Source organism: Mycobacterium avium subsp. avium, assembly GCF_009741445.1.
In the GTDB taxonomy this organism is placed as follows: Bacteria; Actinomycetota; Actinomycetes; order Mycobacteriales; family Mycobacteriaceae; genus Mycobacterium; species Mycobacterium avium.
Map to the genome: position 1 here is coordinate 4,485,833 of NZ_CP046507.1, position 15,878 is coordinate 4,501,710.

Annotated in this window: 11 protein-coding genes; 1 reads left to right on the plus strand and 10 read right to left on the minus strand. The window is 70.5% G+C overall.

Annotated features, from left to right (window positions below; translation table 11 throughout):
• Nucleotide 1 precedes the first annotated feature (1 nt).
• The gene (locus MAA44156_RS21065) at nucleotides 2-904 is read left to right on the plus strand and encodes an aldose 1-epimerase (RefSeq protein WP_009979469.1); all 903 of its coding nucleotides are present in this window, start codon (nucleotides 2-4) and stop codon (nucleotides 902-904) included.
• Here MAA44156_RS21065 and MAA44156_RS21070 read toward each other — a convergent pair.
• From MAA44156_RS21070 to dnaK, 10 genes are all read right to left on the minus strand, one after another.
• On the minus strand, nucleotides 879-3,938 hold the full coding sequence (locus tag MAA44156_RS21070; protein ID WP_009979470.1) for an FAD-dependent oxidoreductase: 3,060 nt from the start codon (nucleotides 3,936-3,938) through the stop codon (nucleotides 879-881). The two genes, MAA44156_RS21065 and MAA44156_RS21070, sit on opposite strands and share 26 nt — an antisense overlap.
• Nucleotides 3,935-4,336, minus strand: coding sequence for a hypothetical protein (locus MAA44156_RS21075; RefSeq protein ID WP_009979471.1), 402 nt, complete (start codon nucleotides 4,334-4,336; stop codon nucleotides 3,935-3,937). The genes MAA44156_RS21070 and MAA44156_RS21075 overlap by 4 nt, the downstream gene beginning before the upstream one ends.
• The gene (locus tag MAA44156_RS21080) at nucleotides 4,329-5,351 is read right to left on the minus strand and encodes a hypothetical protein (RefSeq protein WP_009979473.1); all 1,023 of its coding nucleotides are present in this window, start codon (nucleotides 5,349-5,351) and stop codon (nucleotides 4,329-4,331) included. Before MAA44156_RS21080 ends, MAA44156_RS21075 begins: the two co-directional genes overlap by 8 nt.
• Complete coding sequence (locus MAA44156_RS21085; RefSeq protein WP_009979474.1) at nucleotides 5,348-5,617, minus strand: hypothetical protein; 270 nt, start codon at nucleotides 5,615-5,617, stop codon at nucleotides 5,348-5,350. The genes MAA44156_RS21080 and MAA44156_RS21085 overlap by 4 nt, the downstream gene beginning before the upstream one ends.
• Entirely contained in the window at nucleotides 5,614-6,072 is a 459-nt protein-coding gene (locus MAA44156_RS21090; RefSeq protein ID WP_009979476.1) for a hypothetical protein, read from the minus strand. The genes MAA44156_RS21085 and MAA44156_RS21090 overlap by 4 nt, the downstream gene beginning before the upstream one ends.
• Nucleotides 6,069-11,483 carry a polyprenyl synthetase family protein gene (locus MAA44156_RS23750; RefSeq protein ID WP_009979477.1) on the minus strand — a complete coding sequence of 1,805 codons (5,415 nt, stop codon included), beginning with the start codon at nucleotides 11,481-11,483 and terminating at the stop codon, nucleotides 6,069-6,071. Before MAA44156_RS23750 ends, MAA44156_RS21090 begins: the two co-directional genes overlap by 4 nt.
• A 142-nt stretch (nucleotides 11,484-11,625) precedes the next feature.
• Complete coding sequence (locus tag MAA44156_RS21110) at nucleotides 11,626-12,021, minus strand: heat shock protein transcriptional repressor HspR (protein ID WP_009979478.1); 396 nt, start codon at nucleotides 12,019-12,021, stop codon at nucleotides 11,626-11,628.
• Complete coding sequence (gene dnaJ / locus MAA44156_RS21115; protein WP_003879233.1) at nucleotides 12,021-13,199, minus strand: molecular chaperone DnaJ; 1,179 nt, start codon at nucleotides 13,197-13,199, stop codon at nucleotides 12,021-12,023. The genes MAA44156_RS21110 and dnaJ overlap by 1 nt, the downstream gene beginning before the upstream one ends.
• A 60-nt stretch (nucleotides 13,200-13,259) precedes the next feature.
• Nucleotides 13,260-13,943, minus strand: coding sequence for a nucleotide exchange factor GrpE (gene grpE / locus MAA44156_RS21120; protein WP_009979479.1), 684 nt, complete (start codon nucleotides 13,941-13,943; stop codon nucleotides 13,260-13,262).
• Nucleotides 13,940-15,811: a molecular chaperone DnaK gene (dnaK, locus tag MAA44156_RS21125; protein WP_009979480.1), complete on the minus strand. Its 1,872-nt coding sequence runs from the start codon at nucleotides 15,809-15,811 to the stop codon at nucleotides 13,940-13,942. The genes grpE and dnaK overlap by 4 nt, the downstream gene beginning before the upstream one ends.
• Between the last annotated feature and the right edge of the window lie 67 nt (nucleotides 15,812-15,878).

Below are 15,878 nucleotides of genomic sequence, written 5' to 3' on the forward strand. Positions count from 1 at the left end.
CATGGATGTCGTCGCGCTGCGTGACCCCGTGTCGTCGGTCGTCGCCCGCTTCATCCCGCGGGCGGGCATGATCGGCACGTCGCTGCGCGACGGCGAGGTGGAGCTGCTGGGCCAGCGCCGCGGCCTGGACGCCTACGTCGCCGACGGCAAGACGATGGGCATCCCGATTCTGTATCCGTGGGCGAACCGGTTGGGCGGCAACACTTATGCCGCCGAGGGCGCGACCGTGACCCTGACGCCCGGACGCAACGGCGTGCGCGCCGACCCCAACGGGTTGCCGCTGCACGGCGTGCTGGCCGGCTATCCCGGCTGGCGGGTGACGGCGCAGACGGCGAACGAGTTGACCGCCCAGCTCGATTTCGGCGCCGATCCAAAGCTGTTGGCCGGCTTCCCGTTTCCGCATCTGCTGCAGGTGGCGGTGCGCCTGGCCGGGCGCACGCTGACGCTGACCACCACGGTCACCGCGACCGGTGACACCGCGGTGCCGGTGTGCTTCGGCTTTCACCCCTACCTGCAGCTGCCCGCCGTACCGCGCGCCGAGTGGGTCATCGAGACCCCGCCGCTGCGGCATCTGGGGTTGGACGACCACGGGCTGCCCACCGGGGAGTCCGAACTACAGCCGGCACAGCGAGAACCGCTGCGGGACAAGACGTTCGATGATGCCTACGACCGGGTCGACGAGGGCGCGGTGTTCGCGGTGTCCGGCGGCGGGCGCCGGCTCGAGGTATGTTTCGAGCACGGCTATCCCGCCGCGCAGATCTTCGCGCCGCCGGCCAAACCCGGCGAGGAGGCCGTCATCTGCTTCGAGCCGATGACCGCGCCGACCGACGCCCTGCGCCGCGGCGGCTACCGCCGCGCACACCCCGGCCGGCCGGCGGCTACCCGGTTCTCGATCCGGGTGTGATCGCCCCGGCCGATGGGGCGCGCGCGGCGCGACTGGAGAACAGCGAGCGCGGCGTGACCCGTGCCGACACGTCGGGCCCGACCCGGTTCATGGCGCCCAGGAACGACGAACCCGACGCGACCGGGGCCGGCCCGGTCGACGAGATGGCGCGTGCCAGGCCGGGGTTCAGGCTGAAGAGGTCGTGCAGATACCCGTACTCGTCATTGGGCCGCAGCAGCACCTCCCGGCGGTCCTCTACGCGGTTGACCAGATTCGGCGGCAGGAAGCGGCTGACCGGCGGGTCCTGGGTGCCGACGTAGCTGCTGGGTTCCAAACCCAGCAGCGGGGGCGGCCAGGTCAGGGTCGATCCCTTGGCGGTCGCGCTGACCGGCGTGCTGCCGCCCGGCGTGGGGTCGCCCGACGTGCCGGGCTGACCCGGCGGGGCGGCGCCGAAGGCTTGACCGCCGGTCGATGGCATGGAGGGCGGCGGCGCGGTGGGCGGCGTCGGCGGTGGCATTGTCGGTGGCATTGTCGTTGGCGCGGTCGGCTGCTGCGCCGATCCGGAGGATGCGCCCGCCATCTGTTCGAGGTACTGCCGCCAGGCCTGCAGGTAGCCGAACAGCTGCTGGGAATAGTCCGCGGGTGCCGGCGGCATCGGCGCCGGCGCAGCCGCGGGCGGCATGAACGGCGGCGTGAACGGCGCGGCGGGGGACGGCGTGGCGGCGCACATGGCCGTCCACCGCTCCAGCAGCTCGCGCCACGCCTGCAGGTAGGCGAGCAACTGCTGGTTGTAATCCGTTGTGGGACCGAACATTTCCTGACCTCCCGCGGGTGGTGGGATGAAGGACGTGGGGGCGCCGACGTCCAACGGGTGCGGCAGCGACCGTTCGCAGAATTTGGAGTCGAGGATGCGCAGCGCCCGGGTGTCGGCCGGCTCGCGGTTTTCGATGTCGAACACATAGCAGTAGTCGCCGGCCGGGGTGGGCATCCGGATCGGGCTCGACAGGCCCTGGTCGAGGAAGCCGAAGGGGAACTCCCATGAGAGCGTGGTCTTCTCGCGGCGGTCCAGGCCGCCGGATTGGACCCAGATGTAGTGGTCGAGAATGGCGTTGACGGCGTGGCGCCCCGACTCGCACGCCGCCTCCATCGACGTCAACCGGGTGAACGTCTTGTTCCACGTGCCGGCGAAGACCACCGCATTGTTGTGCACCTGATAGCCGCCGTGGCGGGCCTGCCAGACGTTGCGCCGCCACAGATCCTCGAGCCACCAGTCCTCGGGCGGCACGCTGCTCCACGACGTGCCGTGCGGGTTCCACGGGTCGCTGCTCGGCCGGTTGTCCCAATCCCCCACGATGGGAACCAGATACGGTGTCGCGTTGCGCACCACCCGGCCCCGGCCCTGACCGGGCCCGGATTCCATGATCAGGCCGCGGTCGAGCGCGTACCACACGGGCCGGGGCATGAACTCCTCCCCCGCCGGCCCGGTGCTGCTGGTGAGCGCGGCAACGATCTGGCGCCATACTTCCGTGGCGATCTCGTCGGGCGTGCAGTCGCGGGCCGCCTTGCCGCGGCCGGACTCGTCGACCAGGTGCGAGGACGCGGCGTTGAAATCGCCGATGTCGACCGAGAGCACCGAGACGTGGCCGTCTCGATCGAGAATCGGTGGCCTCTCCCACATTCCGGTCTGGTTGATCGACGACAGCGCCCATTCGGTGCCGGCGTAGAGCAGGTGCCCGCGCAGCAACTGGAACTCGGTGTCGAAGTAGTACTGGATACCGCACAGCGTTTGGAAACGATCCCAGGGCACCCGCCCCAACTCGTCCATCGCGTACGGATCGCGGCGGCCCGGCGGCCGCGTCGATTGCGGCTGCAGCGGGCCGTCGGGCGGCGGGACGGAGGTGGCGAAGCCGTCCAGCCCGGCCACGGTGCCGCCGGTGCCCGCGGCGCGCATTGGGGCGGTGAGGAATTCGGCGCCCGGGGCGTCGACGGCGACCACGATGTAATCCGGTGTCACCCGCGTTCCGTCGGTCAGCGTGATCTGCACCCGGGGCCGCAGATGCGGTGGCCGGCTCGGGTCGACGGGCACCGGGTCGAGGCGGGTCGCCGCGTCGCGGACGAAGCGGACGCCGAGCGCGACGAGGTGGCGGTACCAGTGGTCGAACCACGACTCGGTGGTGGGACCGTTGAGCACGCCGTCGGCCTTGTCGTCGCGGCGGTCCATGTTCAGGTACAGCTGCAGATAGGTGCTGATGTTGGTGCGGGCGTCACCCCAACGGGAGTCGAAGGCCACCAAAACCTTTGGCATCTGCCGCAACAGCGCGTCGCAACGCGGCGTGTAGGAGTACTGGTTCAACCCGGTGCGGCGGTCGTGGCCGACGAAGAAGTCGTAGGCCGACATGTTCTGCAACTCGCGCGCCCGGCGCAGCGGACTGGTGACCAGGTAGCGCAGCATCCTGCCCTGAAAGGTCGCGACATCGCCGAAGGTGAGACCCACCGTCGCGAGTTGGCCGAGAATGCCGAGGAATTCGGCGCCGCTGCGCGGCAGTTCGCGCGGGAAGACCAGCGACGGCCTGCCGTCGATGGTGACGCCCTGGGTGATCACCCGCCGGACGTTGTCGTAGACGGTGCGCGCGGTCGGAGCCCAGCCGCCCGGGTTCCTGAGCTCGTAGACCGGGATGCGCTGGAACAGGTCCCAGATGTGCAGGTAGTAGGCCGGGAAGAAGCGGAAGCCGTGTTCGCCGGCGACGGCGCGCCCCGGGTCGGTGGGCCGGCTGGGCCGGCCCGGGAAGGGACGCAGTTCGGCGTGGCTCCCGTCGTGGGTGCCCACGGTCGAATATTGCGACGCGGCAAGGCCTCCCAGCTTGACGGGCGGGTATGTTCCGGTCGGCGCGGATCCCAACCCGTTGCGTTCGTCCTGCTGCGCCTCGTACACCGTCACGACGAAGCCGCGCTCGGCGAGTTCGTGGGCGGCGGTGAGCCCGGCGATGCCGGCGCCGAGCACCGCGACGGTGGGACGTCGTGCCTGCGACGCCGGGGTCCGGATGTGCTCGCTCATGCGCCCGCCCGCAGTTCGGACAGCAGCGCGGGCTGAGTGGAGGCCCGGACGGCCGCGTGCACGTAGGCCCGCAGCGCGTCGTGCGCGCGCTGGACGTCGTCGAGCGAACCCCGCACGCTCACGGCGCCGGCCTGCACCGCCTCGCCGAGCCCGACCTCCGCGTCGAGGAGCGCCAGGATGGTGTTCCGCGAGGTGACGATGCGCACGGCGGCCTCGCGCGGCGCCCCGTCCGACACGTCCAGCCGATCACCGCCGCACAGGGTGAACGCCTCGCCGTCCACGTCGAGCCCGACCACCATCTCGCCGAGCTCGGCGGCCAGCAGCCGGTAGCTTGCCGGCACCTCGTCGTGCAGGTGCTCGACCGAACGCCGCAACAGCGACGAAACCCGCTCAGCCATGGAGGAACTCGAATACACCCGTGCCGGCGAAGTCGAATTTCTCGCCCCGCACCGTGCCGCTCGCCGCCACGGTGCCGTCCGTCTCGCACAGCACGGTCGATCGGTCGAGGCGGGTTTCGCTCGGTTGCGCCAGGCGAACATAGGAGCGCGAACGGAATTCGGCGCGCACGGTGTCGGCGGCCCGTGTCGCGGTGATCTCGATCCGTTCCGGCACACCGGGCACCTCGCCGTCCAGCAGCAGCCGCATCGGCGGGGGCAGAGTGCAGTCGGCCGGCCGGTCGAGCGGGCCCTCGGTGCGTGCCCGCACCGCCGCGTGCCGGAATATCGCCGCCGGCTCGTCGCGATGCCACACGTACAGCGACCGGGACACACAGCGCAGCCGGCTCCGGTCGGTGATCTGGGCGAACACCATCGACCACGGGTCGTCCGGCCCGGCCGGCAAGATGGTGCCCCACGTCCAGCCGAAGTCGTCGCCCCACCGGAACCGGCCCCAGTTGTGGTCGTGGTAGGCGAGGTCGTCGCGCACCCGGTAGTCGGCGCCGCCGATCCGCAGCCAGCCGTCGGCGCGCAGCCTGGGGACGAATAGCCAGCTGACCCGTCCCTCGCCCGCCGGCTCGTTGCGCACCACGAACGGCCGGCTGGTCGAGGTAAAGTGCAATTCGCCGTGAATGTCCTTGTCCGGCAATTCGATTGCCACCCGGTAGCCGTCGGGCACGATGGTCATCCGGTTGCCACCGACGGACAGTTCACCCAGGTCGGCCGAGACGTGCACAGCGCGCTCGTCGAACCGCGCCACCGCCCCGGTCCAGCGCTCGTCGCGCGCGATCACGATCACCCGCGGGGTGAGCCGCGCCCCGTCCGCGCCGAAGGCTTCATTGTTGAGGCTGAAGTTGATCAACAGTCGCACGCCCCGGCCGTGCACCACGAAGTGATGCCACTCCTTGAAACCCGCAGGCCGGGCGGTGGCCAACACCGGGGCGCGCAGGAAGTCGCTGCGGGCCAGGACCGCGCTCATCGCAACCACCGCGCGGTCGATGCCACCCCGGCGACTGGAAAAGACTGTGCCACAGCACAATCGGCCAGCCGCGCGATCCCCGCACCGACGCTCGCCACGCCGAGCAGCAGGTGCACGAAGTCGTCGGGGGCGCGGGGATCCGCGGCGGCGCGGGCGCCGTCGCCGGCCAGGGTGTGCACCACGTCGGCCAGCCCTGCGAGGCCGACCAGATAGCCGATGAAGTCGCTCTGGTCGGCGAGCGCGTCGCGGGGATCGGTGAGCGTCATGCGTACCCCTCGGGCCGCAGCCGAGCCAGCACGGAGTCGTCCAGCCCGTGCCCGATGAACGCGTCCGCCAGCAGGTCCGCCCAGGCGTCCGGGCCGGCGTGCGGCGCGGCGGGACCGCCGAGAACGTTGAGGCTCACCATCTCCCAGACCCGCCGCAGGTTCTCCACCGCTTCGGAGGCGACCAACCCGTCGCGCAGCCGCGCCCCGCGGGGCGTGTTCGCGTACCGGCGGCCCTCGGCGACGAGCAGGTCGTGCACCCGGCGGGCGGCCGCCGGGTTACCCAGGACCGCACGGCGCGCGCCGAGCAGCAGGTCGAACACGGCGCGCTCCGCACCGTCGGCGTCGGCCGGCGGGGCGGGGTTCAACCCGGGGGCCTGCCGCTCGACGAGGTCGAGGGTGAGCTCGCGGATCCGCTCGAGTTCGGCCAGCATGCCGATCAGTGCCTCGGGGTTCATCGCGCCCGCCCGTGCACGTAATCGACCAGGGCGGCCAGCATGTCGCGGTGCCGGCTGCGGGGAAACCAGTCCAGGCCGGCGAGCACGGCGGCGGCCTGGCGGGCCTGCCGGACGGCGACGTCGCGGGCGTGGTTGAGCGAGCCCACCCGGTGCATCAATTCGTAGAGCCAGCGAATGTCGTTGAGGCTCTTGACTTCCGAGTGGTGGTGCCGCCGCAGCCGGGCTTCGATCTCGGTGCGGCCCGAGACGGACAGTTGCCCGCCGGCGGTGAGCCGGTCCAGCAGCTCGGTCAGGTCGAACTCGGCGTCGGGGCTCGGGCGGCGCCGGGACAAAATCTGCACCGCGCGCTCCTGGTCGCCGGGTTCGGCATGCCGCAGGGTGTGCAGCAGCATCAGGGTGCGCTTGCCCTCCCACAGGTCGCCGCCGATCTCCTTGCCGTACTCCTGCGGGTCGGCGCGCAGGTTGAGCAGGTCGTCGGTGATCTGGAAGGCCGCCCCGAGATGCCGCCCGAGCGACTCCAACGGGGCCATCCGGTCGGGTGTTGCCCCGGCCGCGACGGCGCCGGCCTGCAACGGCGTGATGAAGGAGTACCAGCTGGTCTTGAGTTCCACCATCTCGAGGTAGTCGGCGTCATCGAGCCGCCAGGTGTTGGAGTGCACCCAGTCCAGCTCGAGCGCCTGGCCGTCGACGGTCTTGCGGGTCATCGTGGCCACGGCACGCAGGATGCGCAGCGCGGGCCCCAGCCCCACCCGCTCGACGTTGTCGAGCAGGGGTTGCAACGAAAGCGAGAGCATGGCGTCGCCGACGTTGACCGCGACCGGCACGCCGTGGTCGATGTGCAGCGTGGGTTTGCCTCGCCGCCACCATGATTCGTCCTCGATGTCGTCGTGGATGAGAAACGCGTTGTGGTAGAGCTCGAGCGTTGCGGCGGTCGGCAGTATCGCCTCGAGGTGGCCGCCGAGCCCGAGGCAGGTGGCGATGCTCAGCGCCGGCCGGAGCGCCTTCCCGCCGCGCAGCGGGTAGTCGAGGATGAGCTGGTACAGCCCGTTCGACCCGCGCTCACCCGGACCGTACAGCCGGACGATCTCCCGGTCGCAGGCTTGTTTGCACGCGGCGAGGTAGTCCTCGAGCGGGTTCAGCGCGGCGACCGCGGGCCGCGCGTCAGGCAGGGTCGACGTCATCACGCGCGGAAGACGACGAGCCCGCCTTCGTCCTTGATCCTGAGGGCGTAGCTGAGGCGGACGTCGAGTTTGATCGTGTTGTTGGTCGTGTCGCCGACGACCTCCAGACCGGGCGGGACGCTGACGGCAAGGTCCACCGCCTCCTCGCCCGGCGAGGCCTCCGCCGCGCCACCCGGTGCGATGCGCTGACGCCGTCCGAGCAACCATCCCCGGACCTGTGGATCGGTGGCCAGCGTGTCGACGCGTTGCAGCGAGTTGATGTTGGCCGGGGGCAACAGCACGTCGGTGCCGGCATACCCGTTGGCGATGGTGCTCGCGGCCAGTGTCTCCACGCCGATGGTGTCGGTGATCAGACATGACGGGGCCCGGTATCCGCCCTTCTCGACCTTCGCCCGGGCCTCGATGAGCGCGGTCAACAGCTGGGCGGGGCTGATCCCGGGCACCAGCTGCGACGGCGTCGTCGCCGTCAGGAGCCCGGGGATCACCGCGGCGTCGAAATCGGCGGCCAGCTTGGCGGTGTAGTAGACGATGGTGGCCAGCAGTTCGTCGGGCGTCGGGGCGATGGCCGCGGCCAGCGTCACCTCGAACGGCTTGGGCAGCGAGGTGAGCGGCAGGAAGTTGTTCGGCGGGTTGACGTTGTCGTTGGGCACCGTCGTCTGGCTGGGGTCGCCGGTGTCCCAGTGCGGGATGGCCTGCCAGGCCACGCTGCACTGCTCGAACGTCTCTTTGACCGTTTGGTTGGCGAGGGCCCAGCAATTCGTTGGGCACGAATCTGGATTGCACGTCGATGAGGGACTGCCGGTACTCGTCGGCGGCGCGCAGTCGCGCCTCGAGCTGGAAGCTCCACAGCGGCGCGGCGGCCTGGGCGCACAGGAAGGCAATCGCCTCCTCGTGATCGGCGCCGAAATTCCTGCCCGGTTCGCCCTGCTCGGCATAGACCACGCCAAGTATCCTGTCGTGCAACGTGATTGGAGCGGCAAGGACGGAGTTGGTCGCCGCCGCACGGTCGGCGGCGACGATCACCGGCGCGCCGCCGTCGATCACTCGGCGCACGATGTCGCGGCGGTAGGGAACCTCCGTCCACGGCCCTTCGACGATCAAGACCTCTCCGTGATCGTGGATGGCCCGCACCGACTGGTTGTCCGCCTCGCCGGTGATGAACAGGACGCGGCCCGCGCCGGTGGTGTCGGCGACCGAGCCCAGGATGATGTTGGCCAAGGCGTCCGGGGTGCGCGCCCCCGACAGCGCGTGCACCAGCTGGTGGGCGCCGAGCGGGTCGATGCCGGCCGAGCCCGTCCGAAGATCGCGGCGCAGCAGCCACGGGTGTTCCCGGGCCAGCCAATCGGCGCGCACCGCGAAACCCAGATTCAGCCAGCGCTGGTAGGCCGAGCGCAGCATGTGTTCGCGCAGGGTCTGCCGCCCGGTCTCGGCATAGAGGGCGGCGGCCTCCTCGTGGGCGCGCGCACTGATCGCCGGCAGCCGGTGCTCCTCGGCGAGCTCGATCGCCTGGTGCAGGTGACGTTCGGCCTTGCCGTGCTGCCCGCGCGCCCGCGCCCACGCGCCCTGGATCAGCGCGTAGGGCGCCGCGTAGTTCTCCGGTGCGCCGGCTGCCCATTTGCGGTGCGACGCCAGCGCCTGGCGGACGAACCGGATGGTTGCGGAATCCCTTGGCGCACAATGGATCATGCTGAGCGCGCCGATCAGGTGGACGAGTTGTGAGGCCGCGACGCCGGCCAAACCGCCGAGATGCTCGATCGCCTCCGTGGTGGCCTCGGCCGCGCCGGCGTGGTCGCCGCACCAGAAGTGCAGGCCCTGCTTCATGGCGGCGGCCGCGCCCAGGGCCACCTCGTCGCCCTGCTGCCGGGACGCCGGTAACACCTGCCGCTCGTCGTAGCCGCTCTCGCCGGCCAGCAGGAAGGGGTCGGCGCTGCGCCCCATCAGGTTCAGGCAAAGCTGTTGCACGGCCTGGCACAGCGCGCTGGGCACCGGCTGGGAACGGATGTGCGGGATGAGGGAGCTGGCGAGCGCGTCGATCTCCGGGAGCGGCCGGCCGACCCAGAACGACTGGGAGAGCAGGACCGCGGTCAGGAATCCGGCGTTTTCCTGGTCGCCCCGGTCGAGCGCCTCCTCGACGGCGTCGCGCAGCTCGCCCAGGCCGTCGCGGATCGGGTGGCGCCAGTGGTGGATGTAGTCGAGGTACATGAACACCGTCTGCGGGCGGGCCTCGCGGAGTTCCGGTCGCTGGGCCAGCAGCATGCCGACCTCGCCGAAGCGCTGGCTGCCCGCGTGGTCGCCGAGCAACACCAGGACGATCCCGTAGCCGGTGATGACCAGCGGCGAGGACGACGTGTGGCCGTGGGCCAACGTGAGCTCCAGTTGCTTGCGCACCAGCAGGGGTAACAGGTTGGGCCGCACCAGGACCGCCATGTTGCACAGTTCGGCGAGGATCGGGTGCAGTGCGATGACCCGCTGGTCGGTGCAGTGCGGCAGCTGCAGCAGCCGTTCGGTGCTCCAGCGGGCCATCGTGAGCCGCATCCGCACGATCGCGTTGCCCATGCGTGGCTTGCCCGCCTGGGTCGCCACCCGTTCGCCGAGCTCGTCGAGGGCCGCAAGCCCGATCTCGAGCGCCTCCTGCAGACGGTTTTCGGCCACCCTGCCCTTCATCCGCAGGTAGGCCAGTCGCGCGCGGTCCGGGGGCTCGCGCAGGAACTCCTCGGCCTCGTCGAGCAGGGCGTTGAGCACCGGCACGTCACCGACCCGCAGCGCGGCATCGGCGGCGTCGAGCGCAAGCTCCCGGGTCAGCACGAACTGCCCGGCCCAGCGTTGCTCGCCGAGCAGGTCCAGCGCGTCGCGGCAGTATCCGAGCGCCAGGGGAAAGGAGGCCTGCGCCCGGGCCTGGTGCGCGGCCCGCCGCAGCACCTCGACGAACCGGGTGCGTTCGGCCTCGTCGGCCACGGCGAGGCCGCCGACGCCGACGTGGCGGGCGGCCTCGAACAGGCGATCGTCCCCGAGGGTGATCAGCCGCCGGCCGATGCGCAGGTGCACGGCGCGCATCTCGTCGGGCGACAGTCCCGCGCGCGCCGCCTCGGCCACCCGGTCGTGGCTGAACCGGTAGCGGGCGTCGCGGCTGATGGCGTTGCTGATCCGCTGGCCGGTCATGTCGAGGGCTTCGAGCAGGCGCAGCTCGAGGCAGGCCCACAGCGCGTGGGCCACGACGTCGGGCGTCCGCGCGGCCGCTGCCGCGGCGTCGTCGAGGTCGAATTCGCCGCCGATGCACGACAGCGCGCTCAACACCTCCCGGTCGGCGGGGCGGAGCTGGTCGAGGTAGCGGCCGAGGAACTCGGCGGCGGTGGCCGAAACCTCGATCGAGGTGAGCACCCGCAGGTCCCAGCGCGGGGGCCCGCCGGAGCCGACCGGGAGCAGCGCGCCTTCGCGCTGCGCCCGGTACAGCAGCTGACGGACCTGCAGCGGGTTGCCCCCGGTGCGGTGGTGGAACTCGGCGGCCACCTCGGGCAGCTCCCCGCTTTGGCCGCACACGGTGGCGAGCAGCTCCTCGACGTCGTCGCGGGCCAGCGGTTCGAGCTCGATCGTGGTGAGGTTCTCCGCTGCGATCCCCGCCGCGGCGGGGTCGAACCCGCCCGCGCGGTGCGCGCCGACGACCAGCAGGTCGCGCAGCGACACCGTCAACAACTCGGCGAGCAGCAGCAGGGTATCCCGATCGGCCCACTGCAGGTCGTCGATCGCCAGCACCACGGTCCGGTAGGACGCGGTGGCGGACAGCAGCCGGGTGGCGGCGCGGTGCAGCTGCCGGCGGGAATCCGTGGCGTCGAGTTCCGGGTGGGACGCGGTCTCGCCCAGCACCCGCGGCAGGTCGGGGACCAGTTCCCCGAGCACGCCGGCGATCGGCGACACCCCGCCGGCCAGATCCGCGCGCCAGCGGTCACGTTCGGCCGGGGCCGTCGCCGCCATGGTGCGGACCAGCGATCCGAGCGCGTCGCGCACCGCGGCGTACGGCGCCGGCGCGCCGTCCCGGCACCTGCCGTAGGCGAAGACACAGCCACGCCCGGCCACCTCGACGCCGAAGGCCTTCATCAGTGCCGACTTGCCGACGCCCGGCACCCCGCTGATCAGGACGCATTCCCCGCCGCCGCGCGCCGCCGCGTCGACCGCGGCCCGGAGCCGGGCGAGCTCCCGCTGCCGGTCGGTCACCCGGTCGTCGAGGTCGAGCACCGGAGCCGTCACGGCACGGCGCCCGCTGTGGCTAATTTGCTGCCCCGCCCGCTCAGCGGTTCTCCGCTGGTCACCGGCCGACTATAACGCAGGCCCGGCAAATCGGCGGAGTGAATTCAGCCGCGTGGCGATGCGGGTCTGATCAGGCCCGGGTCCCGCCCTTGCGCGGCTGCCACACCACCAGCGCGGTGCTCTTGGGCAGCACCGCCAGGTCGCGCCGCTGGCCGGCGCGCACCTGCGCCAACTCCTCGGTCAGCTCCTTGACCCGCGCCTGCAGCGCCTCGACCTGATTGGTCAGCTCGATGATCCGCTTGATGCCGGCCAGGTTGACGCCTTCGTCCTGGGAGAGCCGCTGCACCTCGCGCAGCAGGTCCACGTCGTGCTCCGAATACCGCCGTCCCCCACCGGACGTGCGCTGCGGGCTGACCAGGCCGAGCCGGTCGTAGGTGCGCAGCGTCTGGGCGTGCATGCCGGCCAACTCGGCGGCCACCGAGATCAGGAACGTCCGGGATTCGTGTCCTTTCCGGTTCTTGGCCATCAGCGGTTACCTGCCCATCCCGCCCGTGGGTCGAAGCCGCTGGCGCGCTCGGCGGCCGCGTAGGCCTCCAGCGCCTCCTGAGCGGCGCCGTCCAAATTCGGTGGCACCGCGACCTTTACCGTCACCAGCAGGTCGCCGTGGCCGCCGCTGCGCTTGGGCACCCCGCGTCCGCGCACCCGCAGGATGCGGCCGTCGGCGGTGCCCTTGGGCACTCGAACCCCGACCTTGCCGTCCAGTGTGGGCACCGATATGGTTGAGCCCAAAGCCAATTCGGTGAAACTGACGGGAACGGTCACGGTCAGGTCGTCGCCGTCGCGGCCGAACACCTTGTGCGGCCGCACATGTACCGTCACGTACAGGTCGCCCGACGGCGCGCCGCGCAGCCCGGCCTCGCCCTGACCGGGCAACCGGATGCGCTGCCCGTCCTCGACGCCGGGCGGGATCCGCACGTTGATGGTGCGGGTGCGGGTGGTGACCCCGGTGCCCTTGCACTCGTCGCAGGGGTGCTCGATGATCGAGCCGCTGCCCCGGCAATCGGTGCAGGGCTCGGAGAAGCCGAAAGCGCCCTGGTTGCGGCTGATTACGCCGGAGCCGTTACAGGTGGGGCACACCTTGGGGCTGGTGCCGGGGCGTGCGCCGCTGCCGTGGCAGTTGGTGCACGGCGCCGGGCTGGTCAGCCGCAGCGGCATCGCCACGCCCTTGGCGGCCTCGACGAAATCCAGCTGGGTCTCGGTTTCGAGGTCGTTGCCGCGGCGCGGCCGGCTGGGCCGGCCGCCCGAAGCGCGCCCGAACAGGCCGCCGAACAGGTCGCCGATGTTGGTGCCGCCGCTGCGGCCGGCGGCGTCGAACAAATCGTTGAGGTTGAACTCCGCCCCGTCCCCGCCGACGTTGAAGCCGCCGAACCCACCGGTGTCGAACCGGCGCCCGCCGAAACCGCCTCCGGCGAAAAGCCTTCGGGTTTCGTCGTATTCCTTGCGCTTGGCCGGGTCCGACAACACGTTGTGCGCCTCGGAGACCGCCTTGAATCGTTCGCCGGCGGCGGGATTGTCGGGGTTGGCATCCGGGTGTAGATCGCGCGCCAGCTTGCGGTAGGCGCGTTTGATCTCTTCGGGACTGGCGTCAGAGGAGACGCCCAGCTCCTTGTAGAAGTCTTTTTCGACCCATTCACGCTGGGCCATGCCGCGTCACCCCCTCACCACTTTCTGTTGGTCTGTCTTCCAATGTGCTGATTGTGTGATCTAGTCACCGGATGCGCCGGCGTTATCGTCCGATTCGGGCGGCCGGGTTTCGGCGGCCGAGGCGGTGGGCTCGTCGGTGGCCGCGGCTTCCCCGTCGCCTTCCTCGGTGACCGTGTCGACGACGCCGACCAAGGCGTGGCGCAGCACCTGATCGCCGAGCTTGTAGCCCTGCCGCATGACGGTGCCGATGACGGGTTTGGAGCCGTCGCCCTCGTGCTGCACGGCTTCGTGCAGCACCGGGTCGAACTCTTCGCCCTCCTCACCGAATGCGGTCAGGCCCAGGCCGGTCAGCGCGCTTTCCAGCTTGTCGGCCACCGACTTCAGCGGCCCTGACTCCAGGTCGCCGTGCTTGCGTGCCCGCTCCAAATCGTCGAGCACGCCCAGCAATTGGTTGACCACGGCGGCCTTTGCCCGGTCCGCCGCGGCCTGCTGGTCGCGCAGCGCCCGCTTGCGGTAGTTGGCGAAGTCGGCCTGCACGCGTTGCAGGTCAGCGGTGAGCTCGGCGACCTTGTCGGCCCCGGCGCCGCCCGACTCGGCGGTCGCGGCTTGCGGCGCCGTCCCTCCCGGCGTGTCGCCGGGAGGGACGTGCCGGACCTCACCGGTCTCGGGATCGATTCGCCGCTTGTCGGTAACCGTCACCTGTTCCGGCGGGTTGCCTTCCGTCTTCTGATTTCCTTGTGTCACTTGGACTCCCGGTCATCGTCGACCACCTCCGCGTCCACAACGTCGTCGGCGGATCCGGACCCGCCGCCGGCCGCGGCACCGTCCGGCCCGCCGGCCTGGGCGGACTCGGCCTGGGTGGCCTCGTAGATTGCCTGTCCCAGCGCTTGCGACTCCTGGCCGAGCTTCTCCATCGCCGACTTGATCGCGGTGATGTCGGTGCCGCCCAGGGCCGTCTTGGCGTCGGCGATCGCGGCGTCGACCTTGGACAGCGTCTCCTCGGGAACCTTCGAGCCACCCTCGGCCTCGCGCTGGTCCTTGACGAACTTCTCCGTCTGGTAGACAAGCGATTCCGCTTGGTTGCGGACGTCGGCTTCCTCGCGCCGCTTGCGGTCCTCCTCGGCGTGCGCCTCGGCGTCCTTGATCATCCGGTCGATCTCCTCCTTGGACAGGCCGGAGCCCTCCTGGATCTTGATCGTGTTCTCCTTACCGGTGCCCTTGTCCTTCGCGGTGACGTGCACGATGCCGTTGGCGTCGATGTCGAAGGTGACCTCGATCTGCGGCACGCCGCGGGGCGCCGGCGGGATTCCGGTCAGCTCGAAGGAGCCGAGCAGCTTGTTGTGCGCGGCGATTTCGCGCTCACCCTGGTACACCTGGATCTGCACCGACGGCTGGTTGTCGTCGGCCGTGGTGAACGTCTCGGACCGCTTGGTCGGGATGGTGGTGTTGCGTTCGATCAGCTTGGTCATCACGCCACCCTTGGTCTCGATACCCAGGCTCAGCGGCGTAACGTCAAGCAGCAGAACGTCTTTCACCTCGCCCTTAAGCACACCAGCCTGCAGGGCGGCACCCACCGCGACAACCTCGTCGGGGTTGACGCCCTTGTTGGGCTCCTTGCCGCCGGTGAGTTCCTTGACCAGGTCGGTCACCGCGGGCATCCGGGTGGAACCACCCACCAGCACCACGTGGTCGATGTCGGACACCGAGATGCCGGCGTCGGCGATCACCGACTTGAACGGCTGACGGGTGCGGTCCAGCAGATCCTGGGTGATGCGCTGGAATTCGGCGCGGGTCAGCTGCTCGTCGAGGAACAGCGGGTTCTTGTCCGCGTCGACGGTGATGTAGGGCAGGTTGATCGAGGTGCTCTGCGAGCTGGACAGCTCGATCTTGGCCTTCTCGGCGGCCTCACGCAGCCGCTGCATGGCCATCTTGTCCTTGGTCAGGTCGATGCCGCTGGTGCCCTTGAACTTGTCGACCAGCCAGTTGACGATCCGGTCGTCCCAGTCGTCGCCACCGAGGTGGTTGTCACCGCTGGTGGCGCGGACCTCGACCACACCCTCGCCGATCTCGAGCAGCGAAACGTCGAACGTGCCGCCGCCGAGGTCGAAGACCAGGATGGTCTGCTCCTTCTCGCCCTTGTCCAGGCCGTAGGCCAGCGCGGCCGCGGTCGGCTCGTTGACGATGCGCAGCACGTTGAGGCCGGCGATCTGGCCGGCTTCCTTGGTCGCCTGACGCTGGGCGTCGTTGAAGTACGCCGGTACGGTGATGACCGCGTCGGTGATGTCCTCACCCAGATAGGCCTCGGCGTCGCGCTTGAGCTTCATCAGCACGCGGGCGCTGATCTCCTGAGCGGTGTATTTCTTGCCGTCGATCTCGATGGACCAGTCGGTCCCCATGTGCCGCTTGACCGAACGGATGGTGCGGTCGACGTTGGTCACCGCCTGGTTCTTGGCGGGCTGGCCGACGAGCACCTCGCCGTTGCGGGCGAACGCGACGATGGACGGGGTGGTCCGCGAGCCTTCGGAGTTGGCGACGACGACGGGGTCACCGCCCTCGAGGACTGCGACGACGGAGTTGGTGGTCCCGAGGTCGATACCGACCGCACGAGCCATAGTAATTCCTCCTGGTTATGTAGAGCCTGCTGTGGTGTCACTATGCTGAGTGAACCCCGCTCAAGCC

What these genes read in the sequence shown, in the direction of transcription:
- MAA44156_RS21065 (WP_009979469.1), top strand. Translation starts at nt 2, where the DNA reads ATGGATGTCGTCGCGCTGCGTGACCCCGTGTCGTCGGTCGTCGCCCGC.
- MAA44156_RS21085 (WP_009979474.1), bottom strand. Translation starts at nt 5,617, where the DNA reads ATGACGCTCACCGATCCCCGCGACGCGCTCGCCGACCAGAGCGACTTC.
- MAA44156_RS21075 (WP_009979471.1), bottom strand. Translation starts at nt 4,336, where the DNA reads ATGGCTGAGCGGGTTTCGTCGCTGTTGCGGCGTTCGGTCGAGCACCTG.
- MAA44156_RS21090 (WP_009979476.1), bottom strand. Translation starts at nt 6,072, where the DNA reads ATGAACCCCGAGGCACTGATCGGCATGCTGGCCGAACTCGAGCGGATC.
- MAA44156_RS21070 (WP_009979470.1), bottom strand. Translation starts at nt 3,938, where the DNA reads ATGAGCGAGCACATCCGGACCCCGGCGTCGCAGGCACGACGTCCCACC.
- MAA44156_RS21080 (WP_009979473.1), bottom strand. Translation starts at nt 5,351, where the DNA reads ATGAGCGCGGTCCTGGCCCGCAGCGACTTCCTGCGCGCCCCGGTGTTG.
- MAA44156_RS21110 (WP_009979478.1), bottom strand. Translation starts at nt 12,021, where the DNA reads ATGGCCAAGAACCGGAAAGGACACGAATCCCGGACGTTCCTGATCTCG.
- dnaJ (WP_003879233.1), bottom strand. Translation starts at nt 13,199, where the DNA reads ATGGCCCAGCGTGAATGGGTCGAAAAAGACTTCTACAAGGAGCTGGGC.
- dnaK (WP_009979480.1), bottom strand. Translation starts at nt 15,811, where the DNA reads ATGGCTCGTGCGGTCGGTATCGACCTCGGGACCACCAACTCCGTCGTC.